Source organism: Pseudoalteromonas sp. 2CM39R (assembly GCF_023161845.1).
Map to the genome: position 1 here is coordinate 82,491 of NZ_JALNTM010000010.1, position 25,909 is coordinate 108,399.

Genomic DNA, 25,909 nt, shown 5'->3' on the forward strand with positions numbered 1-25,909 from the left:
TATTAGCGAATCACTTTTTTCAATACCGCTAACAATTGCTCAGGATTAAATGGCTTAACAATCCAACCAGTTGCACCAGCAGCTTTACCTTCAGACTTTTTATCAAGACCCGACTCTGTGGTCAGCATCAGTAAAGGTGTGAACTTGTAATTAGGTAAGCTACGTAACTCACGAATAAGGGTAATACCATCCATTACCGGCATATTCACATCAGAAATAACAGCATCAAAGCCTTGTTGTTTTGCGATATTTAAAGCTTCGCTGCCGTCTTTCGCTTCTGTCACATCAAAGCCAGCTTTTTTAAGCGTAAAACCAACCATTTGGCGCATAGATGCAGAATCGTCTACTGCTAAAATTCTTTTCATAAAAACCTCTTAATTGGCATTCTCAAGCACAAGATAATGGCTTAAGCCCAAACTATTAATTGCCTGTTGCAACGGCTTACTCTCGCCAACCCAAATAATTTTGTGTTGCACCGAAAGCAAATGCTTCTGTAATGCACATAAAAGCTGAATTGATGCTGTGTCAGCACGGGTCACTTCACTGATATCCAGACAGATATCATCATTTGCTGACAACTCTTGTAGCAAATCTTGATGGAGTGTTTCGACCTGACTAATAGCTAATTCTGTAGGGAGCTTTAACATTACTTATACCTTCCCTGCTTTAAACAATTCATAACAAAAGCTTAGACTGACTAAATAAAAATGCCATAATTTGAATCAAAAAATAGTAAAATTTTTTAGTAGCTTAGACATTTATATCAAAAAAGGAAGCTTTTCTTTTGCTGAAAATGACTCCCTTGACCAAGAAAATTTACTTTGCGTAATAATCTGCTATTTTTTTGAACTCTTCAGTCAAAGTTGTGGCGTTTATTAATGGCACGCTGCCTTGTTTAAATTCAGGCTTAAAAATCGCACGTACCGAGCCATCGCCATCAACCATCACTACTGACGCGCTATGATCAACGGCATATTCTTGCTCATCACTATCATTAATTGCGTAAATTAAGCCAAGCTCTCTGACAAATGGAAAAAGTTGTTTGTGTGGGCCCGATACTGCAAGAAAATCAGGATTAAAGTAATCAATGTAGGCTTTGCGTTTTTCGGTTATATCACGTTTTGGATCTACGGCAACAAACCATACCTGCACTTTGTAATCTTGGCTTAACTGCTTTTGTACTGCCGTTAGTTTCGCCAATGTCATTGGACATATATCAGGGCAACTGGTGTAGCCTAAAAAGACCAAATTCCAATGCCCCATAAACTGACTGTTATCAGCGGGCGCACCATGTTGATCGGTTAATAAAAACGGACTAATCGGCTTTGCTTGCTCATAAACCAGTGCTTCGACTTCAGGAGCGGTGTTGTTTTTACCACAACCGGTTACAAACAATACCGCACTGAAACATAAAAAAGCGACGATTCGCGTCATAAAACTAACCATTTATCAATGAATAAGGCGATAAAGAGTAGCATTAAATGCACGATTGAAAAACGAAATAAGTCCATTGCTGTATCATCTTTTGGGGCAATTTTTAGTTTTAACGCTTTATAAATGAATATCGCGTTTAAAGCGCTTGCTCCTAGTAAGTAAATTAGCCCTGACATGCCAATTAAATAAGGCAACACACATACCAAAGCAAGCAAAATGCTGTAGCCAATAACACAGGTTTTACAAAATTCGATACCGTGAGTAACAGGCAACATAGGAATTTTTGCCCGCTCATAATCGCTTTTACGTGCAATCGCTAATGCCCAAAAATGTGGTGGGGTCCAAGTAAATATAATCATCACTAATAGCCAAGGAGCCGCAGCCATATGGCCTGTTTCAGACACCCACCCTAACAGGGGTGGCATAGCACCAGCCAAACCACCAATAACAATATTTTGCGGTGTAGCACGCTTTAAAAATGAGGTGTAAATAAAGGCATAGCCGACAAGTGCAAACAAAGTAAGAATGGCTGTGAGAGTATTCGCCCATACCATAAGCATAACAAAACCTAGTACACCTATAGTCGCAGCAAAGCTCAAAGCATGTTGTTTACTGAGCCTACCTTTTGCCACAGGACGATGACGTGTACGTGCCATTTTACTATCGATTTCACTATCAACAACATGATTGATCACGGCAGCAGCAGCCGACAGCAAGCCAATGCCTAGCAAACTTGCAAGCTGCACAAATATCCCTCGCCCAACATCGGGAGCCAATGCCAAACCAACCCAAGCAGTTAGTACAAGCATGGCAACTACTTTAAACTTACTGATAGCTAAGTAATCTTTAAGTAACTCTGAGCTTTGAATAAATAATGATTTTTCTGAGCTTAGTAATAATGCCATCACAGCCTCCTAGGTTCTTATTTTTAAGTGGAAGCATAGTCTTACCATGCTAAGCAGTAACAATGCGGCCATTAGGTTGTGCGCAAGCGCAACACTTAATGGGAAGTGCCAGTGCACAACAGCTAGGCCTAAACAGATTTGGCACAACAAAGCGACTAATACAGTGACTGTGCAGTGCTTAATTTTTCGAGAGTAACAGCGTGAATATATGCGCCACATGATCAGCGCTAACACCACACAAGTAACCAGCGCCCAAATACGATGCAGTAAGTGAATAGACATACGCGCTTGCTGAGATAGCACACCATATTCATAGGTACTATGCTCGAGCGGCAATTGAAAAACGCTCTTCAAAGAAAACGGTTGTCCGTAACTACACAGCGGTAAGCCATTACAATGCGGAGCGGCGTAATTAGCTGCAAGCCAGCCACCCAATGCAATTTGCAGTATTAGCACCACCAAGCCCACCAGCGCTAACCGGTAATATGGCTTTGCGCCGCTATCACTGCTAGCTACAGGTTCGGTTTTTAAACGTAGATACAATAAAAACAGCAACGACAAAATGCTAAAGCCGCCGAGCAAATGCCCCATAACAATCAAAGGCTGTAGATTCATAGTGACAGTCCACATGCCCAATACGGCTTGGAAGATCACTAGCAATAATAGTGCTAATGGCAATTTAACCGGCGTATTTGGATATTGGCGCTTTAAAAATGCAAAAACAAACAAAGCTAAAATTAATAGACCAAGGGCACCGGCAAAATAGCGATGGATCATTTCTTTCCAAGCTTTTGCTGCTTCAAACATCATATCAGGGTAGTTTTGTTCAACATGTAACAGAGCGGTTTCATGTTTTGGCACGGTTAAAAATCCATAGCACCCAGGCCAGTCAGGGCAGCCAAGTCCAGCATCACTCAGCCGTGTATAAGCACCAAGCCCAACAACTAAGATAGAGAAGAAAACCGTAATTAAGACTAAATATTTATAATTTTTATACATCTTTATCCCCTTAATGAGGTTTAACTTGAACGCGCATAGTTAAGTAGTTTCTTTAAGTCTTTAAGTAAGCCTTTTTGAATAAGTCTGTTTTGTTCTGGCTCAGCCGTGTAGGGGTAATGCAAAACCACTAAGCCCATGTGATCAACCAAATATAAGTCTCCCGCTTTGAGCGCAGGACTTACTGCTAGTTGACGCCAATTTGCCGATACCTGCTGTTGATTTGTCAGTACCGCCACATCCACTTTTTGCTGATTTTTACCTAAAGCGACATATAGGTTATCTAGACTGGCTAATTGGTTTGCACAAACTTCACTGCACTCTTTTGGATAATTAAGCGCAATTGTCCATTGTTTGGGATCGCCTTGTTGCCAGTCAGCTAATTTAACTTCTTCGCTTAAAAGCTCACCATGATTACTCGAACCACTCGGTAACCACTCAAGCTTTAATGCTGCATAAGCAAGTGCCAGCGGCACAAAACAGCATAAAACGAATAAACTAAGCGGGTTTATTTTCATAACCTCTCCTTCTCATCGCAAAATAAGCAATAACTACACACGCTAAGCCGATTAATAACCACTGCACGGCATAGGCGTAATGTTTATCTGGCCCCATCACGACACTCTGGTAATGCGGGGTTGCAATACCATCTGCTTCATTGCGATAACCAATAAAGTCTTGTAAGGGCTTTGCTAATTGAGCACTAAAAATTGCTAAATCGATGCCTTGAATACGCTTAGGCCAGCCTTGCTCTGCACCAATCTCATCGGCAAGTGTGAAGCCTTGTAAGTTGCCTTGTTTCAATTGCAAAGTAGCCGTAAAGCTTGTTGATTCTGGCCACACAACGGTTGGCAACTGGCTACGGTTTGTTGGGGCTTTTAGCCAACCAAAGTTAACGATTAAAGGCGCGGTTTCACCTGCAATTGTCATCGCTACCAGTAAGTCATAACCCACTTGCCCCTGATAAATTTGATTATCAAGCAGCCAGTAATATTGTTTATTTACCTCGCCAGAGACTTTGACTTGCAAGCCCGTTTTGTTCAGCTCACTAGGTAAATTTTGCAGTTCTTGCCAGCTCAAAACGCCTTGCTCTTTCGAAACGGCTAACTGGCTTAGTTGCTGCTGTTTTTGCTCGCCTCGCTGGTATTGCCAAACGCTTAGTCGTAAACAAATAAGCACTGCAAGTATCACAACGCAAATTGCGATAATTGAGCTAAGCTTTTGTTTACGCCATAAAATTAACTGCATTTGGAATACCTAATATGATTAAAATCATTATTGTTTTGTTATTACTTTATATTCTGTTCAACCTATTTAGAGCGCTGTTTGTGATGATGTCAGCAAAAGAGCACTCGAAACCCATGTCGCATTACTTAGGTCGTCGAGTGCTGTTTTCAGGTATTGTGCTGGTGCTCATCATTGCCGCAATGAAATTGGGCTTTATTCACACCAACCCGTCGCCGCTTCACAAAGCTACAGCACGTACACAAATACAAATAAACACAACCACACCACATCAACAAAGTGCCAATACCAAGCAGCCGCTTGAAAGGCAAAATGCTTTTCACTTGTGAAGTGGCCTTTAAAAATTCTAAGTAGCACCACAAATAAAATAATGGTGCCTAGTGTCACGTGCATACCGTGAAAACCCGTTAACAAGAAAAAGGTATTCCCATAAACGCCCGCATCTAAGGTCAAACCTAAATCTTGGTATGCATGCATATACTCGTAAACTTGTAAGCCAAGGAAAATCACACCTAATAGCACGGTTAAAGATAAAAATACCTTTAGAGCGCCGCGCTTATTGTTTTCAATAGCAACATGAGCAAAGTGAATTGTGACCGATGAGGTAAGCAGAATAAGCGTGTTGATCAGAGGTAGACCTTGCCAGCCCATAGCCTGTGTGGTCTCGCCCGCTGGCGTAGTTAATAGCGGCCATACGGCTTCAAAGGTTGGCCAGAGCACTTCATTGGTCATAGCGTTATTACCAGCGCCACCGAGCCAAGGCACCGAAATCATACGTGCGTAAAAAAGTGCGCCAAAAAACGCCATAAAGAACATAACCTCAGAGAATATGAACCAGCTCATACCTTGTCTGAATGAGCGGTCCATTTGTGCTGAGTAAAGCCCTTTATGAGACTCTTCAATAACGTTTCTAAACCAGCTAAAAACCATATAAACTAATATGGCAATGCCTAGATACAAGACATACTGGCCACTACTGCCCTCACCACTTACTTGCATCACAGTTAAACCAGCACCAACAGCAATTAAAAACATCGCGATGGCACCAACTATTGGCCAAGGACTCTCGGCTGGAACATAGTATTTTTCATAATTTTGATTCATTTTGTTTGCTCCCAATTAGCAATTAGCTTGGCGGCTTTTAATCGTTTTTAGCCACAACATGCCCGCTAATATCAAACACGGTATACGACAACGTCAGTTCCTCAACATCGTCGGGTAACTCAGTATCAACATAAAACAACAAGGTAAATTCCATTTCTTCACCGGCTTTCATTGGCTGCTGATCAAAGCAAAAACAGGCGATTTTATGTAAGTACTTTGCCGCTTTACCCGGTGATACTGATGGAATTGCTTGCATGACTTTGTCTTCATTACTGGTGTTCTTTGCTGAGAATTTAACTTCACGCATGGCACCAGGTTGTACCGCCACGCTGTATTGCTCAGACTGCACCTTAAATGGCGCGCCGCTTTGGGCGTGAGTGGTAAAGCTGACATCAACTTGGCGCTGTGTGTTTATTGATTCACTCGCGCTCGCTTTGTCTAATGATGGCTTGCCATTCAACCCTGTAACGTCGCAAAACACGTCGTAAAGCGGCACCATTGCAAAAGCAAATGCGAACATGAGCAAGCATGTAATCAGCAGTTTTTTTAGCAAAGGTGCATGGTTCATTACTTAATCTCCGGCGGTGTTTCAAAGGTGTGATAAGGCGCTGGAGAATCGACTTCCCACTCTAAACCTTCAGCTCCATCCCACACTTTGGCAGGCGCCTTTTCGCCACCTCTGGCACATTTAAATACCACCAACACAAACAACAGTTGCGATAAGCCAAATGCAAAACCACCAATACTGATAATGGCGTTAAAGTCAGCGAATTGCAGAGCATAATCAGGAATACGACGCGGCATACCAGCAAGGCCAACAAAGTGCATAGGGAAGAACAACACGTTGACACTGATTAGCGATAACCAAAAATGCCATTTCGCCAGCGTTTCGTTATACATGTTGCCGGTCCATTTCGGTAGCCAGTAATAGGCCCCCGCCATAATTGAGAACACAGCCCCTGTCACAAGCACATAATGGAAGTGAGCCACCACAAAATAGGTATCGTGATACTGAAAATCTGCCGGTGTAATCGCAAGCATCAAGCCAGAGAAACCACCTAAGGTGAATAACACAATAAAGGCGATGGCAAACATCATCGGTATTTCGAAGCTAATTGAGCCGCGCCACATGGTGGCCACCCAGTTAAATACTTTAACGCCTGTTGGCACTGAGATAAGCATGGTGGCGTACATGAAGAACAACTCGCCTGCCACAGGCATCCCAGTGGTAAACATATGGTGTGCCCAAACGATAAAACTTAGTAGCGCAATCGATGAAGTTGCATACACCATAGAGGCATAGCCAAATAGCTTTTTGCGCGAGAAAGTCGGTACGATAGTCGATATAATGCCAAAGGCCGGCAAAATCATGATGTACACTTCGGGGTGCCCAAAGAACCAGAAAATATGCTGGAACATCACAGGGTCGCCCCCACCGGCTGCATCAAAAAAGCTGGTTGCGAAGTATTTATCGGTCAACACCATTGTGACCGCACCTGCTAGGACAGGCATAACAGCAATTAACAAAAATGCAGTGATTAACCATGTCCAAACAAATAGCGGCAGCTTCATCCACGTCATACCCGGCGCTCTTAAGTTGACGATAGTCACGATAACGTTAATCGCCCCCATAATTGAGCTGATACCCATGATATGTACGGCAAATACAAACAGTGCGGTGTTATCGTTGCTGTAAGTTGTTGATAGTGGTGCGTAGAAAGTCCAACCAAACGCAGGACCACCACCAGGCATAAGTAACGAAGCCAATAGAATTAAAAATGCGAACGGCAATATCCAAAAGCTCCAGTTATTCATACGTGGTAAAGCCATATCAGGTGCGCCTATCATCATAGGTACCATCCAGTTTGCAAGCCCAGTAAATGCGGGCATAACGGCACCAAACACCATGATCAAACCATGTACGGTAGTCATTTGGTTAAAAAAGTGCGGGTCGACTAACTGTAATCCAGGCTGAAACAATTCAGCGCGGATCACCATTGCCATCGCTCCACCAATTAAAAACATAGTTAGAGAAAAAATCAGGTATAAACTACCAATGTCTTTATGGTTGGTAGTGTATAGCCAGCGCTTAAAACCTTTAGCTGGATGATGATGGTCGTGATGCGCATGCCCTGTTGCTTGCTCGTTAATAACATTACTCATTAGTTCGCCTCCGCTGCTGCATCAATCGCGGCTTGAATTTGACTCGGTTGGATAACATCGCCGGTATCATTACCCCACGCGTTTCGCTTATAAGTAATAACCGCAGCAAGTTGCTTAATTGAAAGCTGTTTATCAAACGCTTGCATTGCTGTGCCAGGCTTACCGTGTAACACGATATCTATGTGATCTTTTACATCACCTAATACAATCGGGCTGCCTTTAAGCGCTGGAAAAACGCCCGGTAAGCCCATACCAGTAGGTTGGTGACATGCAGCACAGCTTGCCATATACACTTGCTCACCTAAGACCATAAGCTCTTCTTTCGGTAATGTTTGATCAAGCAAAGCAGCATCTGCTGCGGCCGCATTGGCTTTTTCTTGCTTGGCATCTGCAAGCCAATTAGCAAATTCATCTTCAGGTAAGGCTTTCACCACAACAGGCATAAAGCCATGATCTTTACCGCATAACTCAGCACATTGACCACGGTATACTCCTGGCTCGTTAATACGTGTCCACGCTTCATTGATAAACCCAGGATTTGCATCCTTTTTAACCGCAAAATCAGGCACCCACCACGAATGAATTACATCGTCTGAGGTCATTAAAAAGCGAACTTTTTTATTGATAGGAAGTACTAGCGGTTTATCTACTTCAAGCAAATAATGCTCTGTTTTCTCTGCTTGGTTGTCTATTTGATCTTTAGGAGTAGATAGAATCGAGTAATAAGCAATGTCTTCACCCATGTACTCGTAATGCCACTTCCATTGTGAGCCAGTCACTTTAATGGTGATATCGGCTTTAGAGGCATCTTCCATGGCAATTAAGGTTTTTGTGGCAGGCACAGCCATGGCGATTAAGATGACAAATGGAATGGCAGTCCAAAGTATTTCAACTTTTGTACTTTCATGAAATTGGGCTGGCTTGGCCCCTTTGGATTTACGGTGGTGTATTAAAGCCCAAAACATCACCGCAAATACGATGATGCCGATTACACAGCAGATAATAAATATCGTCATGTGTAACTCATAAACATTATTACTTATATCGGTCACCCCTTTACGCATATTGTATTGGCTATTTGCCAATGCAAGCTCAGGAAGTGCAAACAATATAAGCCACAAGGCGTAACGCAGTTTACCCATGTGACGGCTCCTTTAGATGCTATTGCAAGACGCAAAGCGAAAAGGCGATACAACAAGGTGCCCATTCGTTTTTCTTATTGTTCAGAGCGACTACGTATCATTTTGACCCACTTATGATACCGACCCCTTGACTAACACCTCGCACATTTTTGTGTCTTTTTATTAATTAGGTGTTAATACAGTGTATTAACCAATTAGTTAAAAAATGACCAATAAGCAAGTTTTAATGATAATAAATGTTTATTTTGGTGCAGAAATAACAACTATAATCAGCGCGTTATTTAATGTTTAGGAGTAAGTACGAAATATAAAAAGAGAGGAAAACTGCGCCATATAAGGCTTTAAATGAAGAGTAAGGATTCACAAATCCTAATTAAGTAGTAAAATTTCAGCGGCGCACCAAATTGAGTCAATTTGATGCACCAAATTGGGAACGTTTACATCCAGTCAGCGTTACGAATAACACCTACCGCTAACCCCTCGATGTTGAACGACTCATGCTCAAGGTCAACCTCAATAGGCGAAAACTCTTCGTTCTCAGCATGTAAAAGTACTTTGCGACCCGCTTTTTCTAGACGCTTAACTGTTACATCTTCATCGACTCGAGCTACAACTACTTGCCCATTTTCAGCAACTTGTGTTCTGTGTACTGCAAGCAAATCGCCATCCATAATACCAATGTCTTTCATACTCATGCCATTTACACGCAGTAAGAAATCGGCTGCAGGTTTAAATAATGAAGGATCAACTTGGCAGTGACTTTCAACATGCTCTTGCGCCAAAATAGGTTCACCAGCTGCAACACGGCCAATTAAAGGTAAGCCTAGTTGCTCTGGCTCATCTTCTTCAATTAACTGAATACCGCGACTCGCCCCAGGCTTCATTTTGATCATGCCTTTTTTTGCCAGTGCTTTTAAGTGTTCTTCAGCAGCGTTGGCACTTTTAAAACCCAATGTTTGAGCTATTTCAGCACGCGTAGGTGGCATGCCTGTATCTTTAATAAAGACTTTAATTAGTTCTAAAATTTGCGATTGGCGTTTAGTTAATGGGCGCATACAACTGGTTTTCCATACAGTACATTTAACTGTGAGTATATACAGTTATTTGAAAATCGCAAATTTAAATTAACCCCATCATATTGCTACAAAACTAACATTGAACCACACCAAAAGATGCCATAAGGTATTAGCTTTAATTAGCAGGCTAAGGAAACACAATGAGTATTTGGCACCAACCAATCACGTTAGAGCTTTGCAAAGAGCTGGAACAAGGGATTACCGGTCAAGGCACTTTAATGAAAACTATGGGCATTGAGGTAACTGAAATTGGCGATGATTATTTAATGGCAACCATGCCTGCTATTCCTGAGCATCATAACCCTATGGGCATGGTCCATGGCGGAGCAAACGTTGTATTAGCAGAGACAGTGGCAAGCTATGCAGCCAATTTCGTGGTTGATTTCAATAAGTTTTATGCTGTTGGCCAAGAAATTAATGCCAACCACATGAAAGCGTCACGCAAAGGAACGTTAACAGCAACTGCGAGACCGCTGCATTTAGGTAAGCGAACTTCTGTTTGGGATATTAAAATTACCAATGCCGCAGGAGAGCTTTGCTGCGTATCAAGAATGACCGCAGCTGTTGTAGAGCGATAGATTCAGACTATTTTTCGACAGGATAAATAGTAATTTCAATCCCTGCGCCAATTGCAGAGATACGTAACAAGGTATCGGCATGCAGGGGTTGGTTAAAGCATTTAGGAGAATTACCTGATTCAAAGCCTATATCAAATGTACGCTTTGAGCACGATAACCACTGTTTCAATGCATTGCGCGAGCAAGACTCAATAAGCTCGCAAAGCTGGTTAATTGCTTTATCTGGAGAGCTGATATCTGCGGTTGCTTCAATACGTGCTAGTTGGCGGTATTCATCTTGGTCATAATGTAAAACCATGGCGTTTTTCTTCAAATCAGCAACAAGCGCACTAATATCGTGCTTTGATTCAAGCTCCAGATCTACATTTAAAAATTGAATTTCCGACATACTCTCGTTTTTACCCTCTATTGATATCGACTGAAACTTTAACTCAGTTTTGTATATATACCAAATCTAGAATACAGTTAATGCGACATTATGCCGCATTGGCAATCTAGCTAAACAACCTAAAATAGCGCCCACATAACAATAATAACGGGGTAATAATGAATAAACGCATGTTCAAATATGCTCGAAAAGGGCATAAATGGCTTGGCTACTTACTTGCTTTGCAGATCTTTTTTTGGCTTTTAGGTGGGCTTGTGATGAGCTCATTACCACTTGAAAAAGTGCATGGTAAGCATCTGGCTAATCGCAGTTTAAGTAGCCCATTTTTATTGTCGGACTACCCTGCTTCAATTGATAAAATAACAGCGCAATTTGAGCAAATCGAAGGTATTAAATATAGCCATTTTTTAAATACCCCGATTATAGAAGTTACATCCTCTAGCGGTACGTTTACTTTTGATGGCAAAACTGGTGCTAAAATGCCTGCACCGAGTAAAGCGCAAATCATTGAAAATGCGCAAGCTCACCTGCTTATTGACGCAAAAATAACGCAAGCGCAGTTATTAACAAAAGGGCCTAGAGAAGTCGGTCACAAAGCCAATGTTTGGCAAGTTAGCTCCGATGATTGGTTAACAACAACCTTATATTTAGATAGCCAAACCGGTAAAGTTATAACTGTGCGCAGCACCCTGTGGCGCATTTTCGACTTTTTCTGGATGCTACACATTATGGATTATGATGAGCGTGAGAACTTTAACAATCCACTACTCATCAGCTTCTCAGCCACCAGCGTACTATTTTGTATTACAGGAGTTCTCTTGTTACTACAAAACGTTCGAATTAAACGTAAAAAGCCAGCTACACGTGTTGGTCAATCAAAATAGGATTGCCATCTGGGTCGGTGATAATAAAACTCGCGTCACCGGCCTTTTGTATTTCTAATCCTTGTTGCTGAAATTGTGCAGCTAATTGCTCAAAGGTTGCAAATTCATCCAAAGCTTCAGCATTTTGATCCCACCCTGGGTTAAAGGTCAGCATGGTTTTATCAAACATACCTTGAAACAAACCAATTAAATGTTCACCGTTTTTCATTATTAGCCAATGCTGTTCTATCTCCCCAGCAAACTCTTTGAAACCTAGCTTTTCATAAAACAGCTTTGAAGCATGAATATCTTTTACATTTAGACTTACAGAAAAAGCACCTAATAACATGGTTGTAATTCCTTTAATAAAAACGGCTTAACAACTATAGCTGAGTTGAAAAACTTTTCCTTTTTAGAATAGTCGCCCTAGAATAGCTGTTCCTGTAGTTCACTGATGTGATGGATATGCGTTTATTTCTATACTTAGCCCTTTGTTTTATTTTCACTTTTCCTATATCCGCTAAAGAATTTTCGAGCTTTTACAGTGCCAAAAAGCATTTAATTAAGAATCTACCAAGCAACAGTAAAAGCTTATATTGTGGTTGCGATATCAAGCGCCAAGGTAAAAAACTTGTGCCAGACCCTGATGCGTGTGGTTATATTCCTAGAAACTCTGTCACCCGCTCAGGAAAAGAGAATGCTCGCGCAAAAAGAATAGAGTGGGAGCACATTGTGCCTGCCTGGGAGTTTGGTCATCAATTACAATGCTGGCAGAATGGCGGTCGCAAAAACTGTAAAAAGGTCAGTGAAAAGTTTCGTCAAATGGAAGCCGACATTAATAACCTTGCACCTGCTATAGGCGAGATCAATGCTGACCGCTCAAACTTTCGCTACGGCATGGTGTCATCATCAAGTGCAAGTTACGGAGCATGCCCTGTAAAAGTTGACTTTAAGCAACGCGTATTTGAGCCACCCATTTATGCAAGAAAGCAAATAGCCGATACCTATTTTTATATGCAAAAAACCTATGGCTTAAAAATATCTGACAAACAACGTAAATTATTTGAATCGTGGCAAAAGCTTGAAATAGCTGAAATTAGCAATCGCAAATCTTTATAACTAGCAGCACATTCGTTTACATTTTAGACACTATAATTTATTGCTTTCAGATTAAGTAATTGTTAGTTTTTAAACAATTTATATAAGAAAGGAAGCACCATGTTTAAAAATAACAAACTCGCTTTAGCTGTCTTCTTAGCGGCTTCAGGCATGTCTTTATCTGGCTGCGGCGGCGGTGGCGGTGGCTCATCGAGCAATACCGATACCACGAATCCACCACCAACAACTTCAGAACCCACTTGGACGGCTGGTGTCTTTGAGCCATCAAGCGAATTTAAAGATCAATGCGCTGTACCGCGAACTGGCAATGATCCATATAACGATAATCAACCTTACCCAGATACAGCAGGCTCTGAGTTTACTGAGAAGATGTGGCTACGTTCATGGAGTGACGAAACCTATCTTTGGTACGATGAAATAGAAGACAATGACCCAGATAACTTCAGCTCTGTCGCCGCTTATTTTGATCAATTAAAAACCTTCGAAACAACAGACTCTGGTGCTTATAAAGATCAATTCCATTTCAGCAGGCCAACAGAAGAGTATTTTCAAGAGGCTCAATCTGGGGTCGTTTCTGGCTATGGAATTAACTGGGCATTTATTAGTAATGTTCCACCACGAGAGTTGCGTGTTGCCTATTTAGAGGATGACTCACCGGCTGCAAATGCAGGCTTACAACGCGGTGATACTATTTTAATGGTCGACGACGTTAGCATTGACACTAATACTCAACAAGGCGTAGATATTCTAAATGAAGCGCTATTTGGGCCGACAGCTGGCGACTCGCACAATTTTGTTGTACGCAGTAATGATGGCACCGAAAAATCGTTTACTCTAATCGCAGGTAATATAACCCAAACACCTGTACAAAATGTCGATACTATTACCACAGGAGATGGCACTAAAGTTGGCTACATGCAGTTTAACAGCCATATAAGTATTGCTCAGCCTGAGCTGATAAGTGCTGTGAATAAGTTCAAAACCGACAATATCGACGAGCTTGTGATCGACCTTAGATACAATGGCGGTGGTTTATTAGCGCTTTCTTCACAACTTGCCTATATGATTGCAGGTCCAGCTAATACGAGTGACTATTTTTACTATCAAGTCATTGAAAATGACAAGCAGCCCGAGAGCGACCCATACCCGTTTATTGATGTTGAAGTCGATTATTCTACTTTCGAGGGAACAGGTAACACTCTCCCCGACTTAAATTTATCGAAAGTCTATGTACTCAGCACTGATAATACGTGTTCAGCATCAGAAGCACTTATCAATGGCTTAAAAGGCATAGATACTGAAGTTGTTTTAATAGGTGGTAAAACCTGCGGTAAACCATATGGTTTTACCCCAACACATAACTGTGCAACCACTTACTACACCATTCAGCTAACGGGTGTGAATTACAAAGGCTTTGGCGAATACTCTGACGGCTTAGTACCAACTCCTTCACCGCAATTCGATGCAGATGTAAAAGGCTGTGAACTCGATGACGACTTTAACCACCAGTTAGGTGATAGTGATGAAACACTTCTGAGTGCAGCGCTTTATCATATTGAGAATGATAGTTGCCCAGTGGTAACGCAAAGTGTCACAGCTAAGCAAGCGACAACCTCATCTTATGCTGCTGATGAAGCTGGTATTGCGCTAAAAGCCAATACTACACTTTACAAAAATAATATGGATTTAACCCGTCCGCTACCAGCTAAGGAAGGTGATAATGAATAAAGCATTGTTATTAACCTGCACCTTACTGGCAAGCATCGCAGGCTGTAAAAGTACTCAAGCGGAGCAACCGCAAGATGCTACGCTTGTTCGGGTAAACCCGGGAGTGATTACTGATATACAGCAGGCTATTCAGTCTGCTAAGGGCGGTGCTCTGGTCACCTTAGCCGATGATGTGTTTACTAAAAGTGCAGAGTTGCTGATTGACCACGGCACCAACAAAGGGCCTGATGGTCTGCCAATTATGGGGGCCCATTCAATTCCTTCAGAGAAGTTTGTGTTGCAAAAGGCGGGCGAGCAATGCCTGCTTTACTACCCCAAAAAAGAGCTCCGTATTCCACTTCCTAATGTAGAGTGCGAAGTAAACTAACAAAAAGGCGCAGCTGAAGCTGCGCCTTTTACATCATAGGCTTTGGTGAGGGCCAAACACCTCATAATGAATGCGTTTACTTGCAACCCCAATACCTAGTAGTTGCTCTTTTATCATTGCCATAAATGCGATTGGGCCACACAGGTAAAAGTCACCTTTACTAATTGGTAAGCTGTCAGCGATGTGGTTTACATCCATTAAGCCCGCAAAATCGCCCCCCTTGCCATCTTTAAACCAGGTAACACAATGTAATGAAGCTTGCGCTTGCTGTTGCTTAGATAAGTACTCTTTAAAGGCAAACTGCGTCTCACTGTCGCAAGCATGCAGGTAATGAATTGGCTGATTAGGTTGATTACTTAATAGTGTTTCGAGCATCGCCATCATCGGGGTTTGACCAACTCCCGCTGAAATCAATACAACAGGCGAGTCAATTTCGCGAAGCACAAAGTCGCCTGCAGGTGGGTAAATTTCTACCTCATCCCCCTCAGTTAAGCTATGTAGGTAGTTAGATACCAAGCCTTCTTTTTTCACGCTAATTCGGTAATTACGACCATTACTTTGCTGCGATAAAGAGTATTGCCTAACTTGCGTTAAATCACTGTTTGCAGGCGTTACTTTAATCCCTAAATATTGGCCCGGTAAATACGCCACTACAGGCTTTGTATCGACAGGCGTTAATGTGAAACTACAAATTTGCGATGACTCCATACGTTTTTCTGTAATAGTGAAAGTACGGGTACCAAACCAACCTCCCGGTGCCTTTTTGGTTTTTTGATATAGCGACATCTCCTCATTAATACATACATCCGCTAATAACGAATAGGCTTCACGCCATGCATACTCGACCTCAGGGGTAAATTGTTCTGGCAATAACTCTTTTAAAGTCGCAATCAAATGTCCACCAACAATAGGATAATGCTCTGGCAAAATATGGTAACTGGTGTGTTTATGATTGATGCGCGCAAGCGCACCTTTTAACACTGCCAAGTTATCAATATTTGCCGCGTAGGCAGCTAAGGCATTAAACAGCGCAAATTGCTGAGAGCCCGATTGCTGATGTGTCATATTAAAAATATTTTTAAGCTCCGGGTTGTAGCTAAACATACGATCATAAAAATACTCAGTCACTTGAGGGCCTGCTTGTGCAAGCAACGGCAAAGTACTTTTAACAATCTGGATCGTTTTTTCAGATAACATAGTTTTTCCTATTGGAGAGGTTAACCGCGGCGACCATCAACACGACGATTCACTAAGATGGGCACACAATGAAATAAAAATAAGCTAAAGCCAGCAACCCACAGCAACGCACTTAACTGCCATGCAAGGTGATGACCTAAATAAACGGGAAGTAACGAACGTACAATGGCAGCTATCACAATGAGTACAAATGCCAAGCTAATGTACGCAGGGGCTTGTAATGCGCGCCCAGTGTGACCGTGAGAGACACGTACCATCATGGCGATGATCATCACACCTATGGTGCCAACAGTGATCAGATGAAGCGCATCTTTGAATAAGATAATAGGGCTGAAATAGCTCAGCGCGACGAGTATTAAACCAACCGATAAAGCCCAATAAGCCACGTGTAATGACCATAGCAAAGGCACTTTTAAAATCCCTTTATGCCACCACAAAACACACCGAGCTGAATGTAAACAAGCAAGCCAAGCAAAAACCCAACCGGTGCTCATTGCGCTAAAAAATAGCTGACTCATAAAAAACCACGCAATGGCGAAAAATGAGCTAAATACGACTAGTTTATCGAGCTTGGGGGTTCTAACTTGTTCACTTAGGTTAAGACCGCGCGCGGTAAAAAATGGCACAACTCGCCCAGCGACAACGCCAACTAGCAGTGTCATGATAAGCACAGCGGTATCAATAACCCCCAGTGCCAGCGACATTTTATTAAGTACAACTAAGCTCAAAAAAATCACATTGAGTGCACAGAGCAAAGATGCGATGACAACAAATAAGTAGTTATGGCTGCTTTTCGCCTGTATCAGCATGTCAGCTAAAATAATAATTCCAGCTAGCCACCAAACGAGTTGTAATGCACTAACAATATAAAGGTTTAGCTGCTCGAACCCTGCAATCTCAATAAAAAAACTAAGCCTTGCAGCAAGCCAAATCATGCTAAGCAAACAAAGCTTAATACCACTTACACTCGGCACGCCTGTCCAAGTTTGTGCGGCGGTGAGCAAAAAGCCCATGGCAACCACGCCTGCAAAACCAAACAGCATTTCGTGAGCATGCCAAAGCGTTGCGGGCATTGTTAGGTGCCACTGTGCATAGCCCGCCAAGATTAAAAACCAGTAACTCATAGCAAATACAGCTAAGGCACCTGCCGCCAAGAAAAAAGGCCGAAATGCTAATGCCCATAACGGCCACTGGCTGAGTTGATAAAATTTGATCTTAGTTGGCATAGGTTCAGTTAAATTAATGACTTTCATTCGTGCTCTCAGCGTTTAATTTCCCCAGCTATTGCACAGTTCAAGCCAAAAATAAAAACCATTAAATATCAATATATTAAGTTTGGACACTTGATAAATAAGTCAAAATGACACACCATTAAAAACATCAATAAAACACATTCAGGTCAAATTGACATGGCATTCAAAAAATCCCTTCTTGATGTTGCTCTTGCACTTACCAAAGCAAGCAGTGTTGATCATAATTTCAGTTATCTGTTGAGTTGCATTAATGATTGGCTTGAATGTGATGCCGTTGCCTTATTATTGAAACAAGGTGATGTGTTAAAGCCCGTAGCCCTTCGTGGATTGTCGGACGATACGTTAGGAAGACGCTTTAAAATAGCGGAGCATCCGCGCTTATTTGAAATATGCCGTGGCAGTGAACCGCTAAAATTTGCCAAAGATTGTGGCCTACCCGACCCTTACGATGGTTTATTACAAAGCCAGCATGGCGACTTTCCTGTTCATGCCTGCATGGGTGTGCCGCTGCTGAGCAGCAAAAACAACAACGAACTACTCGGTGTTTTGACCTTTGATAGTTTAGATGAACATGCCTTTGACGCTTTAGCAATGAACGAGCTCAATCAACTAAAACAGCTAGCAGCAGGTTATGTTGAGCATGCCCTAACCTTGCAGCATTTTAAGCAACATGCACAGCACAGCCATCAAGTTGCGCAGCAGCTTAATCTTGAAGCGCTAACACGAGAAGGTGTCGAAATTATTGGTAATAGCCAAGCAATGCTGACCCTTAAAAATGATATTCAGCTGGTGGCTGCCTCAGAATTTAGCGTATTGATACAAGGCGATACAGGCGTCGGTAAAGAACTCGTTGCCCGCAATATCCATTTAAACTCAAAACGCCGCGACATGCCGTTGATCCACTTAAACTGCGCATCGTTACCAGAGAGCTTAGCCGAAAGTGAGTTTTTTGGTCACAGTAAAGGCGCATTTACTGGCGCACATACTGCGCGTCAAGGTAAGTTTCAACTCGCCGATGGTGGTACCCTGTTTTTAGATGAAATCGGCGAGCTTCCACTTGCTATGCAAAGTAAGCTATTGCGCGTATTACAAAGTGGTGAAGTACAAACGGTGGGGGAAGATCAAAGCCGTTATGTTGATGTCAGAGTGATTGCAGCTACCAATCGCGATTTAAAACAAGAAGTCGCTGCGGGGCGCTTTCGTGCAGACCTTTATCATCGCTTAAGCGTTTACCCATTGCATGTTGCACCGTTAAAAGAGCGCGATAACGATGTTATTTTATTGGCAGGCTTTTTTATTGAGCAAACATCTAAAAAATTGGCAATTAAACAACTTAAGCTTAGTAGCGATACACAGTTACTACTGCGTCAATATGATTGGCCAGGCAATGTGAGAGAGCTTGAACATGTGATCAGCCGCGCAGCACTCAAAGCCAAGCAGCAGCAATGGCAACAAAGCATTGTCACAATCGAGCCTGAGCATTGTGATATTGCTAAAACGACCGTTGCTGCACCAAGCCCTGTTGCAGTTAACGAACAAAAAGCCACTCGCTTATCGCTGAAAGAGGCAACTGACGCTTTTAGTTATCAATTGATTATGCAACAACTTGAACTACACAACCTAAACTGGGCAGCCACAGCACGCAGCTTAAGTGTTGATAGAGCCAACCTTGTGCGCCTAGCCAAACGGCTAGGCATTAGCGTTAAAAAGTCTGTTTAGGCTTTTAAATCTTTAAAATAGGCTTTTAAAAGCTGACTAAATGCTTGGACTTTGGCTGTGCGATGCACCAAGTGATGCGTTACCAGCCAAAGATCCGTTGGCCAGTTTAGCTCTTTAGGAAGCACTGGCAGCAGATCAGGGTATTGGCTTGCCACTTCATGCTGTAAACCACCAATTCCTAAGCCTCTCACAATCGCCCTTGTAGCTTCTGATGTTTCAGACACCCGTAACTTAATTTGCGAAGGTTCAATGTGTTGATCAACCCATGCAAAATAAGGCACTTTACCGTTATAGCCAGCCACCCCAGAAACAAAACTATGCTGTTGCAACTGCTCAATATTCTTTGGCATGCCATACTTTTCAATATAACTTTTAGAGGCATAAAACCCTGACGAAAGTTCAGCTAAATGCTGGGCAATATAGTCGCCTTCATCAGGCCGAGGACCCGCTCGCACAGCAATGTGCGCCTGACCATGATCAAGGCGTAAACGGTTTTGATCAAGAATAACTTCGAGCTGCACTTGAGGGTGCAGACTTTGAAACTGTTCGCAGACATCACTAAGCACATCAATAAAACCACTAACCGTAGTTAATAATAAACTGCCTCGCAGTTGGCTATCAGCGGCAATAATATCGTTGTGAAGTTTTTCAAGTTCAGCGTTAATCGATTTTGCAGTCGCAAACAACTTAGCGCCTATTTCTGTCACTGTATAGCCTCGGGCATGGCGGTGGAATAACCGCGCATCAAGGTTATCTTCTAAATTATTGATTCTTCTAAGCACTGTGCTGTGGTGAACACCTAACGATTCGGCAGCAGCGGTTAACGTGCCGAGCCTTGCCACCTCATAAGCAACTTTTACATCTTGCCAATCATCAAATTGAATCGCCATAACGGCTCCTTGTGTGCATATACGCACATAAGTTTTGCGTTTATTTGGCTTTTCTGCAAGCTGTTTTTTGCTACAGTGAGTATATCAACAGTGAACAGAACAACAGTGAAGCTTAAAAAAGGAAGCCATCATGACAGCACCAAAAATTATTGCCCTAGCAGGCAGCCTACGTAAAGACAGCTTTAATCAAAAACTGATTAATGAAGCTGCACGCTTCGCCCTCGAAAGTGGTGCTGAAGTAGAAGTGATTAAATTAAGTGATTTAGACTTACCTTTATTTGATGAAGATATTGAAGCGCAAGGTACACCTGCTGGCGCACAATTATTAAAAGATAAGCTTCGCGCTGCTGATGGCATTTTATTAGCAAGCCCAGAATATAATGGCTCAATTACAGCGCCACTTAAAAACGCAATCGACTGGGCTTCTCGTACAGAGCAAGGCGCAGTGCCTGCATTTCGTAATAAAGTGACTGCACTTTATGCATCTTCACCGGGTGGTTTAGGTGGCTTACGTGGTTTAAATCACGTGCGTGATATTTTATCAGGTATTGGTAGTTTAGTACTTGCAGATCAACTTGCAGTACCAGCTATCCACACTAAATTAGATGAGCAAGGCCGCATCAGCGATGCTGATACAGCCGAGCAAGTTGCCAGCCTTGCCCAGCAACTTGTGAGCGTAGCGAGCAAATTAAATAAGTAATATAAGGGCGTGTTGACCTTTTATGATTAATTTTGCAGCAGTGTGTTTGGTATTTAGGCAAGGCAGAGCCTATGTAGTGTGGTTGTTCCACATAAATAGGCGATAACGCAGTCTCAATGCCAAACACGCGCTGCCCTTCGGGTTCTTCCTAGGGACGATTAACTCTTTGTTGCTCGATTTTTACTTAGCCCACTAGGTTACAAATCTCGCGCCGCGATTAAATCGCCCCTAGAGTGAACAAATTTTAATCCACAAAGGTCAACACGCCCTAGCTTAGTTTTGTCGCTGCTAGCTTAGCAGCGATAAAGTCTTCATGAGTTACATACAGCAAGCTTGCGACGCGGCGAATAACCATTTCTTCATGCTTATCTAAATTGCCATCTGCATAGGCTAAACGCCACAACAGCTCGATGATTTCAATACGCTGCTCGGCACTGCACTGGGCATTAACTTGTTTTGAGAACTGAAAGTAATCTATTGCATCATCTAAGCTTTGCGATGCACTTGCAACTAACTCTTGAACCTCTTCTTCGTTGAGCGAGAAATACTTCTTTAAGGTCTCATTCAGGGTCTGTTGCTCATCATCTTGTAACTCATTATCTGCACGCATAACCTCAATTAATAACGCAGCAACGGCGGTTTTTAGGTCATGCTCAGCAATGCTAGATTGGGTATCATTCAGCGCTGAAAACAGCTGTTTTATTTTATTGAGCATCACATTTTCCCTTTTTGGGTGTTAGACTACATGTAAGACGTAACGTTACCTTAGTTTGACTATGGATGCTAACTCAGGTTCAACATCTCGATGAAACAAGGTATTAATCACATGGAGTTAAGTGTTTATGAGTGAAGTGAGAAGTACACAAGCACTATTAATCAGCGCCGTTTTAATGTTAGCGGGGTGCAGTAATGCGCAGGCAGCAAAAGGCGAAACCGAAAAGCTCTATGACTTCGACGAAAAAGTCCATTACTACCAAACTAAATTGGCCGACGGCCGCTACCACCTCGAAATTCAGTCTGACGACTACAAGCATTTTCGCAATCAAAGCGTATTCTTACTGCGCCATGCAAGTCGCTTATGTAGAGACAAACCTTTTATGCTAAGAGTGACTGATGGGGTGCAGGAGTATGAACGTTTTCCAACTAAACCACGCGCCTATCAGCCACCTTTAACGGTTGTTTTACAGTGTGAAGACGAAGCTAAATAGTACTAGTCTTCATATCCCCACGGCGCGCTTGGCGGCGTGATAGGTTTAGTTAAGTCAAAATCAACACGAAATTCACGCCCTTCACGCACTAAGCGATACGTAAATTGCTCAGGATAAATATACATTTGCCACGTGTTACCCATTGATTGGGGAATACCTTGGCTCACAAACAACTCTTTTGAGTACTGATCAGCCGGGAACGACTGCGCGTTAGCAAAACCTGCATCAAGCGTATGGCCACCATACATGGTTGATTTATCATCGCTGCCATCTTTATGACGATGGTCATGCTTTAAACTAAGTCCACTGCCCGTTTTTGTGATGATCCAAGTACGAGATGCATCATCACCTACATGAAATGGCACTTGTAACTCACGCTCGTTACAACGACGTACATGCATTACTAACTTTTTGCCCGCAAATGAGCTTGGGCCAGCAGCGTTATCAACGCTCACTTTACCTTCGTAAGCTTTACCGCAATGGGCAGCAATATTATCAAAAAAGCCATCATGGCTTGGAATTGACACTAATGGTGCAGGTCGTGCAGCCGCTACTGATGATGCTGCCACGAGCATCGATGCCACTAAGTATTTCATGGTGTGTTCCCTAAATAAAATTTCAGTCTAGGCTAATGGTTTAAAGACCATAAAGAAAACAATTACGATAAGCTGCTAGACAGCGAGTGGTCATCCTGTTTTTACAACTAATTTATTGTCATTTTCAGCGCGTACTTTCATTAGCTTGAGAAGTGCTCGGTGAAAATCCTGAAAGATCACTTCCCCCCATACTCGCGAATAAATGCCAAAGTTAGTGTTATCAAGTACCGTCGTTTTAAGGCTTAACAGCGTTTGATTATTACCACTTGCAACTAACTCATAACCACCATGCAGCGGCGAAAAATATTCACCACCTAATTTCACATGCTGATCAAGTGCATGATCAGGAATTAATTCTGGGTCAATTTCAAAGTTATATAGCATTTTCTCATTCTGCTGCCACTCGGTTATCACTTCTTTAAATACAACATTTTTCTGCCACTGGCTGGTTCTAATTGCACCTACCCCATCACCACTCATATCAGCTCGAATTGGCCTAGGAATACCTATTAATTGCGAAAATGAACTTGGATATTCGCCCTCATGAATTTGGCTAACATTAGCTAATTGTTGCCACACAACATCAACAGGCGCATTGATAACAATTGTATTTTTAACTTCGTAAGTTTTCGATAAGTGTAAAAAGTTGAGCTCTAAAGGAGAAAGGATCAACGGCAGCAAAGCTACCGACATCACCGCTTTGTTGCTTTTCTTTTCCCAAAGGCGATGGCATAGCCCTGCTAACATACCACCAATACTAGCAAAAAACATAAATGCAGGGAGAGCCATTGCAACGCAGATACTTCCTTCTAAAAGAGTTACTACGCTGACAAATAAGAACACAAAAATAGGCTGCCAAGCGACTACCGCCATTCTTCCATATGTCATCGGCGACAGGTGGTTATATTCAAAATGTACCCGTATAAACCCAATAGCCACAGGCACTAAAAACATAAACGAAATAGTAACGAGGCTACCGAAATTAAACGTTCCGCTAACTTCAAGAAAGATGCGCATGCTGATGCCATAAAGCACACCCATCAAGATGCCGATAGATTTAGGAGAAAGAGGCCACATAGTTATTTGTTGTTTTCATTATTTTTCCAACCAAATTAGCAACTTTCTTTTTTAGAAACAAATAAAAACGCGGCCTTGGCCGCGTTTAGGTTCACATGGAAAAAAAAGGTTATTGCCAAGGGCGTTCTGCTGCAAGTTGCTGCTCAAAGGCATCAATTTGGCTGTTAAGTGTTTCAGTCACACCGATAAAGTCCAAGCCGCTTAATAAACGCTCTTTAATGTCATGACGAATATCAAAGTGAATAGTGTCAAACTTATCGCTACGAAGTTGTTGGTTTTCTAAATCAACTTCGATATGAATATCATCATGCTGTTCACTCAGAACAAATAATTGCTCAAGTGTTTCTGCAGGTAATGCGATAGCAAGCATTTGGTTATTGCCGCAGTTATTAAAGAAAATATCAGCAAAGCTTTCTGCTAAGATAACTTCAAAACCATATTGCTTTAATGCCCATGGCGCGTGCTCACGCGATGAACCACAACCAAAATTGTCGCGAGTTAAAAGAATTTGCGCACCTTGGTAACAAGGGCGGTTCAAAATAAACTCAGGGTTTGGCTCGCCGTTATCTAAATAACGCCAATCGTAAAAAAGCGCCGCATCAAAGCCATCACGGCTGGTCGACGTTAAAAACTGCTTTGGAATAATTTGGTCAGTATCAACATTGTTTTTATCTAACGGGGCCATTAAGCCACTAAAAAATACGCTCATTAGGCTTCTCCTCTGATATCAACAAAACGACCATGAATTGCCGCTGCCGCTGCCATTGCAGGGCTCACTAAGTGAGTGCGACCACCGCGACCTTGGCGACCTTCAAAGTTACGATTTGAGGTCGACGCACAGCGTTTACCGGCTTCTAATCTATCATCATTCATTGCTAAGCACATTGAACAACCTGGCTCACGCCATTCAAAGCCAGCTGCTTTGAAGATATCTGCAAGGCCTTCGTCTTCGGCTTGTTTTTTAACAAGGCCAGAACCCGGAACAATCAGCGCTTCAACACCCGCTGCAACCTGCTTACCTTCAACAATTTGTGCGGCAGCACGTAAATCTTCAATTCGGCTGTTTGTACATGAGCCAATAAATACGGTATCAACAGTTGCTGAAGACAATTTATCGCCTGCTGTTAAGCCCATATATTTTAGTGCGCTACGGATTGCATCAGCTTTGATTAGATCTGGTTCTTGCTCAGGATCAGGAATGAATTCATCTACGCCAATCACTTGCTCAGGGCTGGTGCCCCAAGTAACTTGCGGTTGAATATCAGCAGCCTCCAATTCAACCACATGATCAAACTCTGCGCCTTCATCAGTTTTTAGTGTTTGCCAATAGGCTACAGCACTATCAAAGTCTGCACCTTGTGGTGCAAATGGACGACCTTTTAAATAATCATAAGTTGTTTTATCTGGCGCGATTAAACCCGCTTTTGCGCCCATTTCAATACTCATATTACAAAGCGTCATACGCGCTTCCATAGACAGCGCTTCGATCCCTTCGCCACAAAATTCAGCAACATAGCCAGTACCACCCGCCGTGCCTAATTTACCGATCACCGCCATGATTAAATCTTTGGCAGTAACAGTTGGGCGCAGGCGACCATTAATTTGAATTTTTAACGACTTGGCTTTTTTCTGCTGTAGCGTTTGAGTGGCTAGAACATGCTCAACTTCTGAAGTACCAATACCATGCGCTAGTGCACCAAATGCACCGTGAGTAGAGGTATGGCTGTCACCACACACTATGGTTGTGCCCGGTAAGGTAATGCCCTGCTCAGGCCCCATTACATGCACAATACCTTGATTAATCGAATTTAAATCATAAAGTTGAATACCAAACTCTTTACAGTTTGCATCCAATGCCATTAATTGATTTTTCGACACTTCACTCGCTGCATCTAATGAGCGACTTTTTGTTGAAACGTTATGATCCATAGTCGCAAAGGTTTTTTCTGGGCAACGTACTTTGCGGTTTTTCTCACGTAAACCCGCAAAGGCTTGCGGCGATGTAACTTCATGAACTAGGTGACGGTCGATATAAAGTAAATCGGTTTGATCATTTATGCTGGCGACTACATGAGCTTGCCAAATTTTATCGTATAAGGTTTGGGCCACTTGCTATTCCCTCATTTTAGTTACGCTGAGTGACGAGCTCAGCGCAAACAAT

The 25,909-nt window shown here is 42.4% G+C and carries 31 protein-coding genes; 9 read left to right on the plus strand and 22 right to left on the minus strand.

Features of this window, described 5'->3' with window-relative positions:
- Positions 1-2: 2 nt before the first annotated feature.
- The 7 genes from MTF66_RS21510 to MTF66_RS21540 form a co-directional block, all read right to left on the minus strand.
- On the minus strand, positions 3-365 hold the full coding sequence (locus tag MTF66_RS21510; RefSeq protein ID WP_054562870.1) for a response regulator: 363 nt from the start codon (positions 363-365) through the stop codon (positions 3-5).
- Between the two features lie 9 nt (positions 366-374).
- The gene (locus MTF66_RS21515) at positions 375-647 is read right to left on the minus strand and encodes an STAS domain-containing protein (RefSeq protein ID WP_054562871.1); all 273 of its coding nucleotides are present in this window, start codon (positions 645-647) and stop codon (positions 375-377) included.
- A gap of 169 nt (positions 648-816) precedes the next feature.
- Positions 817-1,434: an SCO family protein gene (locus MTF66_RS21520; RefSeq protein WP_248528618.1), complete on the minus strand. Its 618-nt coding sequence runs from the start codon at positions 1,432-1,434 to the stop codon at positions 817-819.
- On the minus strand, positions 1,431-2,339 hold the full coding sequence (gene cyoE, locus MTF66_RS21525; RefSeq protein WP_248528621.1) for a heme o synthase: 909 nt from the start codon (positions 2,337-2,339) through the stop codon (positions 1,431-1,433). Before cyoE ends, MTF66_RS21520 begins: the two co-directional genes overlap by 4 nt.
- A gap of 9 nt (positions 2,340-2,348) precedes the next feature.
- A complete protein-coding gene (locus tag MTF66_RS21530; protein ID WP_248528625.1) occupies positions 2,349-3,338 on the minus strand; it encodes a heme A synthase in 990 nt (329 codons plus the stop codon).
- 20 nt (positions 3,339-3,358) lie between these two features.
- Positions 3,359-3,853 carry a hypothetical protein gene (locus MTF66_RS21535; protein ID WP_054562875.1) on the minus strand — a complete coding sequence of 165 codons (495 nt, stop codon included), beginning with the start codon at positions 3,851-3,853 and terminating at the stop codon, positions 3,359-3,361.
- A complete protein-coding gene (locus MTF66_RS21540) occupies positions 3,834-4,583 on the minus strand; it encodes an SURF1 family protein (RefSeq protein ID WP_248528627.1) in 750 nt (249 codons plus the stop codon). Before MTF66_RS21540 ends, MTF66_RS21535 begins: the two co-directional genes overlap by 20 nt.
- A 14-nt stretch (positions 4,584-4,597) precedes the next feature.
- Here MTF66_RS21540 and MTF66_RS38615 point away from each other — a divergent pair, with 14 nt between their 5' ends.
- Positions 4,598-4,909: a DUF2909 domain-containing protein gene (locus tag MTF66_RS38615; RefSeq protein WP_308200152.1), complete on the plus strand. Its 312-nt coding sequence runs from the start codon at positions 4,598-4,600 to the stop codon at positions 4,907-4,909.
- Here MTF66_RS38615 and MTF66_RS21550 read toward each other — a convergent pair.
- From MTF66_RS21550 to lexA, 5 genes are all read right to left on the minus strand, one after another.
- Positions 4,809-5,684: a cytochrome c oxidase subunit 3 gene (locus MTF66_RS21550; protein ID WP_055020536.1), complete on the minus strand. Its 876-nt coding sequence runs from the start codon at positions 5,682-5,684 to the stop codon at positions 4,809-4,811. The two genes, MTF66_RS38615 and MTF66_RS21550, sit on opposite strands and share 101 nt — an antisense overlap.
- Before the next feature lie 37 nt (positions 5,685-5,721).
- Positions 5,722-6,252 carry a cytochrome c oxidase assembly protein gene (locus MTF66_RS21555; protein WP_248528629.1) on the minus strand — a complete coding sequence of 177 codons (531 nt, stop codon included), beginning with the start codon at positions 6,250-6,252 and terminating at the stop codon, positions 5,722-5,724.
- Positions 6,252-7,847: a cytochrome c oxidase subunit I gene (gene ctaD / locus MTF66_RS21560; protein WP_054554455.1), complete on the minus strand. Its 1,596-nt coding sequence runs from the start codon at positions 7,845-7,847 to the stop codon at positions 6,252-6,254. Before ctaD ends, MTF66_RS21555 begins: the two co-directional genes overlap by 1 nt.
- Positions 7,847-8,989, minus strand: a complete 1,143-nt coding sequence (gene coxB / locus MTF66_RS21565) for a cytochrome c oxidase subunit II (RefSeq protein ID WP_054562878.1) — start codon at positions 8,987-8,989, stop codon at positions 7,847-7,849. The genes ctaD and coxB overlap by 1 nt, the downstream gene beginning before the upstream one ends.
- A 437-nt stretch (positions 8,990-9,426) precedes the next feature.
- Entirely contained in the window at positions 9,427-10,044 is a 618-nt protein-coding gene (gene lexA, locus MTF66_RS21570) for a transcriptional repressor LexA (RefSeq protein WP_054554457.1), read from the minus strand.
- A 161-nt stretch (positions 10,045-10,205) separates the two neighbouring features.
- Between lexA and MTF66_RS21575 the strand changes: the two genes are divergently transcribed.
- Complete coding sequence (locus tag MTF66_RS21575; protein WP_054562879.1) at positions 10,206-10,643, plus strand: PaaI family thioesterase; 438 nt, start codon at positions 10,206-10,208, stop codon at positions 10,641-10,643.
- A gap of 7 nt (positions 10,644-10,650) precedes the next feature.
- Here MTF66_RS21575 and MTF66_RS21580 read toward each other — a convergent pair whose 3' ends face one another.
- Positions 10,651-11,031 (minus strand): hypothetical protein, encoded by a 381-nt coding sequence (locus tag MTF66_RS21580; RefSeq protein WP_054554459.1) that lies wholly within the window; start codon positions 11,029-11,031, stop codon positions 10,651-10,653.
- A 158-nt stretch (positions 11,032-11,189) separates the two neighbouring features.
- On the opposite strand from MTF66_RS21580, the gene MTF66_RS21585 reads away from it, so the two are divergent.
- Positions 11,190-11,915 (plus strand): hypothetical protein, encoded by a 726-nt coding sequence (locus MTF66_RS21585; protein ID WP_248528632.1) that lies wholly within the window; start codon positions 11,190-11,192, stop codon positions 11,913-11,915.
- Here the strand turns inward: MTF66_RS21585 and MTF66_RS21590 are convergent.
- Positions 11,890-12,243: a VOC family protein gene (locus MTF66_RS21590; RefSeq protein WP_058586131.1), complete on the minus strand. Its 354-nt coding sequence runs from the start codon at positions 12,241-12,243 to the stop codon at positions 11,890-11,892. The two genes, MTF66_RS21585 and MTF66_RS21590, sit on opposite strands and share 26 nt — an antisense overlap.
- Before the next feature lie 116 nt (positions 12,244-12,359).
- Here MTF66_RS21590 and MTF66_RS21595 point away from each other — a divergent pair, with 116 nt between their 5' ends.
- From MTF66_RS21595 to MTF66_RS21605, 3 genes are all read left to right on the plus strand, one after another.
- On the plus strand, positions 12,360-13,013 hold the full coding sequence (locus MTF66_RS21595) for an endonuclease (RefSeq protein WP_058586194.1): 654 nt from the start codon (positions 12,360-12,362) through the stop codon (positions 13,011-13,013).
- A gap of 99 nt (positions 13,014-13,112) precedes the next feature.
- Positions 13,113-14,741, plus strand: a complete 1,629-nt coding sequence (locus MTF66_RS21600) for a S41 family peptidase (RefSeq protein WP_248528635.1) — start codon at positions 13,113-13,115, stop codon at positions 14,739-14,741.
- A complete protein-coding gene (locus MTF66_RS21605) occupies positions 14,734-15,108 on the plus strand; it encodes a hypothetical protein (RefSeq protein WP_217875273.1) in 375 nt (124 codons plus the stop codon). The genes MTF66_RS21600 and MTF66_RS21605 overlap by 8 nt, the downstream gene beginning before the upstream one ends.
- A 33-nt stretch (positions 15,109-15,141) precedes the next feature.
- On the opposite strand, the gene hmpA is transcribed toward MTF66_RS21605, so the two are convergent.
- Together hmpA and MTF66_RS21615 are read right to left on the minus strand one after the other, a co-directional pair.
- Complete coding sequence (gene hmpA, locus MTF66_RS21610; RefSeq protein WP_248528638.1) at positions 15,142-16,305, minus strand: NO-inducible flavohemoprotein; 1,164 nt, start codon at positions 16,303-16,305, stop codon at positions 15,142-15,144.
- 20 nt (positions 16,306-16,325) lie between these two features.
- Complete coding sequence (locus MTF66_RS21615) at positions 16,326-17,558, minus strand: NnrS family protein (protein ID WP_248528641.1); 1,233 nt, start codon at positions 17,556-17,558, stop codon at positions 16,326-16,328.
- A gap of 156 nt (positions 17,559-17,714) precedes the next feature.
- Here MTF66_RS21615 and norR point away from each other — a divergent pair, with 156 nt between their 5' ends.
- Positions 17,715-19,277 (plus strand): nitric oxide reductase transcriptional regulator NorR, encoded by a 1,563-nt coding sequence (gene norR, locus MTF66_RS21620; protein ID WP_248528644.1) that lies wholly within the window; start codon positions 17,715-17,717, stop codon positions 19,275-19,277.
- Here the strand turns inward: norR and MTF66_RS21625 are convergent.
- Complete coding sequence (locus MTF66_RS21625) at positions 19,274-20,167, minus strand: LysR family transcriptional regulator (RefSeq protein WP_054562888.1); 894 nt, start codon at positions 20,165-20,167, stop codon at positions 19,274-19,276. The two genes, norR and MTF66_RS21625, sit on opposite strands and share 4 nt — an antisense overlap.
- Before the next feature lie 130 nt (positions 20,168-20,297).
- Here MTF66_RS21625 and MTF66_RS21630 point away from each other — a divergent pair, with 130 nt between their 5' ends.
- Positions 20,298-20,867, plus strand: a complete 570-nt coding sequence (locus tag MTF66_RS21630; protein WP_054562889.1) for an NADPH-dependent FMN reductase — start codon at positions 20,298-20,300, stop codon at positions 20,865-20,867.
- A gap of 268 nt (positions 20,868-21,135) precedes the next feature.
- Here the strand turns inward: MTF66_RS21630 and MTF66_RS21635 are convergent, their stop codons facing one another.
- Positions 21,136-21,582, minus strand: a complete 447-nt coding sequence (locus MTF66_RS21635; RefSeq protein WP_058586124.1) for a TerB family tellurite resistance protein — start codon at positions 21,580-21,582, stop codon at positions 21,136-21,138.
- Positions 21,583-21,709: 127 nt separating this feature from the next.
- Here MTF66_RS21635 and MTF66_RS21640 point away from each other — a divergent pair, with 127 nt between their 5' ends.
- Positions 21,710-22,075 (plus strand): hypothetical protein, encoded by a 366-nt coding sequence (locus MTF66_RS21640; protein WP_055198597.1) that lies wholly within the window; start codon positions 21,710-21,712, stop codon positions 22,073-22,075.
- A 2-nt stretch (positions 22,076-22,077) separates the two neighbouring features.
- Here MTF66_RS21640 and MTF66_RS21645 read toward each other — a convergent pair whose 3' ends face one another.
- From MTF66_RS21645 to leuC, 4 genes are all read right to left on the minus strand, one after another.
- Positions 22,078-22,671, minus strand: coding sequence for a hypothetical protein (locus MTF66_RS21645; RefSeq protein ID WP_248528647.1), 594 nt, complete (start codon positions 22,669-22,671; stop codon positions 22,078-22,080).
- Positions 22,672-22,761: 90 nt separating this feature from the next.
- Positions 22,762-23,688 (minus strand): hypothetical protein, encoded by a 927-nt coding sequence (locus MTF66_RS21650; RefSeq protein WP_308200155.1) that lies wholly within the window; start codon positions 23,686-23,688, stop codon positions 22,762-22,764.
- A 169-nt stretch (positions 23,689-23,857) separates the two neighbouring features.
- Positions 23,858-24,457, minus strand: coding sequence for a 3-isopropylmalate dehydratase small subunit (gene leuD, locus MTF66_RS21655; protein ID WP_054562894.1), 600 nt, complete (start codon positions 24,455-24,457; stop codon positions 23,858-23,860).
- On the minus strand, positions 24,457-25,857 hold the full coding sequence (leuC, locus tag MTF66_RS21660; protein ID WP_248528652.1) for a 3-isopropylmalate dehydratase large subunit: 1,401 nt from the start codon (positions 25,855-25,857) through the stop codon (positions 24,457-24,459). The genes leuD and leuC overlap by 1 nt, the downstream gene beginning before the upstream one ends.
- Positions 25,858-25,909: the final 52 nt, after the last annotated feature.

Bases quoted from the DNA above. Each gene is read 5' to 3' on its own strand.
- cyoE (WP_248528621.1), bottom strand. From the start codon at position 2,339: ATGGCATTATTACTAAGCTCAGAAAAATCATTATTTATTCAAAGCTCA.
- MTF66_RS21590 (WP_058586131.1), bottom strand. From the start codon at position 12,243: ATGTTATTAGGTGCTTTTTCTGTAAGTCTAAATGTAAAAGATATTCAT.
- ctaD (WP_054554455.1), bottom strand. From the start codon at position 7,847: ATGAGTAATGTTATTAACGAGCAAGCAACAGGGCATGCGCATCACGAC.
- MTF66_RS38615 (WP_308200152.1), top strand. From the start codon at position 4,598: ATGATTAAAATCATTATTGTTTTGTTATTACTTTATATTCTGTTCAAC.
- MTF66_RS21630 (WP_054562889.1), top strand. From the start codon at position 20,298: ATGACAGCACCAAAAATTATTGCCCTAGCAGGCAGCCTACGTAAAGAC.
- coxB (WP_054562878.1), bottom strand. From the start codon at position 8,989: ATGGGTAAACTGCGTTACGCCTTGTGGCTTATATTGTTTGCACTTCCT.
- MTF66_RS21600 (WP_248528635.1), top strand. From the start codon at position 13,113: ATGTTTAAAAATAACAAACTCGCTTTAGCTGTCTTCTTAGCGGCTTCA.
- MTF66_RS21645 (WP_248528647.1), bottom strand. From the start codon at position 22,671: ATGAAATACTTAGTGGCATCGATGCTCGTGGCAGCATCATCAGTAGCG.
- MTF66_RS21595 (WP_058586194.1), top strand. From the start codon at position 12,360: ATGCGTTTATTTCTATACTTAGCCCTTTGTTTTATTTTCACTTTTCCT.
- MTF66_RS21640 (WP_055198597.1), top strand. From the start codon at position 21,710: ATGAGTGAAGTGAGAAGTACACAAGCACTATTAATCAGCGCCGTTTTA.
- MTF66_RS21635 (WP_058586124.1), bottom strand. From the start codon at position 21,582: ATGCTCAATAAAATAAAACAGCTGTTTTCAGCGCTGAATGATACCCAA.
- MTF66_RS21555 (WP_248528629.1), bottom strand. From the start codon at position 6,252: ATGAACCATGCACCTTTGCTAAAAAAACTGCTGATTACATGCTTGCTC.
- MTF66_RS21535 (WP_054562875.1), bottom strand. From the start codon at position 3,853: ATGAAAATAAACCCGCTTAGTTTATTCGTTTTATGCTGTTTTGTGCCG.
- MTF66_RS21650 (WP_308200155.1), bottom strand. From the start codon at position 23,688: ATGCGCATCTTTCTTGAAGTTAGCGGAACGTTTAATTTCGGTAGCCTC.
- MTF66_RS21605 (WP_217875273.1), top strand. From the start codon at position 14,734: ATGAATAAAGCATTGTTATTAACCTGCACCTTACTGGCAAGCATCGCA.
- MTF66_RS21625 (WP_054562888.1), bottom strand. From the start codon at position 20,167: ATGGCGATTCAATTTGATGATTGGCAAGATGTAAAAGTTGCTTATGAG.
- lexA (WP_054554457.1), bottom strand. From the start codon at position 10,044: ATGCGCCCATTAACTAAACGCCAATCGCAAATTTTAGAACTAATTAAA.
- MTF66_RS21510 (WP_054562870.1), bottom strand. From the start codon at position 365: ATGAAAAGAATTTTAGCAGTAGACGATTCTGCATCTATGCGCCAAATG.
- MTF66_RS21585 (WP_248528632.1), top strand. From the start codon at position 11,190: ATGAATAAACGCATGTTCAAATATGCTCGAAAAGGGCATAAATGGCTT.
- MTF66_RS21540 (WP_248528627.1), bottom strand. From the start codon at position 4,583: ATGCAGTTAATTTTATGGCGTAAACAAAAGCTTAGCTCAATTATCGCA.
- MTF66_RS21515 (WP_054562871.1), bottom strand. From the start codon at position 647: ATGTTAAAGCTCCCTACAGAATTAGCTATTAGTCAGGTCGAAACACTC.
- MTF66_RS21615 (WP_248528641.1), bottom strand. From the start codon at position 17,558: ATGAAAGTCATTAATTTAACTGAACCTATGCCAACTAAGATCAAATTT.
- MTF66_RS21580 (WP_054554459.1), bottom strand. From the start codon at position 11,031: ATGTCGGAAATTCAATTTTTAAATGTAGATCTGGAGCTTGAATCAAAG.
- MTF66_RS21550 (WP_055020536.1), bottom strand. From the start codon at position 5,684: ATGAATCAAAATTATGAAAAATACTATGTTCCAGCCGAGAGTCCTTGG.
- MTF66_RS21530 (WP_248528625.1), bottom strand. From the start codon at position 3,338: ATGTATAAAAATTATAAATATTTAGTCTTAATTACGGTTTTCTTCTCT.
- MTF66_RS21575 (WP_054562879.1), top strand. From the start codon at position 10,206: ATGAGTATTTGGCACCAACCAATCACGTTAGAGCTTTGCAAAGAGCTG.
- norR (WP_248528644.1), top strand. From the start codon at position 17,715: ATGGCATTCAAAAAATCCCTTCTTGATGTTGCTCTTGCACTTACCAAA.
- MTF66_RS21520 (WP_248528618.1), bottom strand. From the start codon at position 1,434: ATGACGCGAATCGTCGCTTTTTTATGTTTCAGTGCGGTATTGTTTGTA.
- leuD (WP_054562894.1), bottom strand. From the start codon at position 24,457: ATGAGCGTATTTTTTAGTGGCTTAATGGCCCCGTTAGATAAAAACAAT.
- hmpA (WP_248528638.1), bottom strand. From the start codon at position 16,305: ATGTTATCTGAAAAAACGATCCAGATTGTTAAAAGTACTTTGCCGTTG.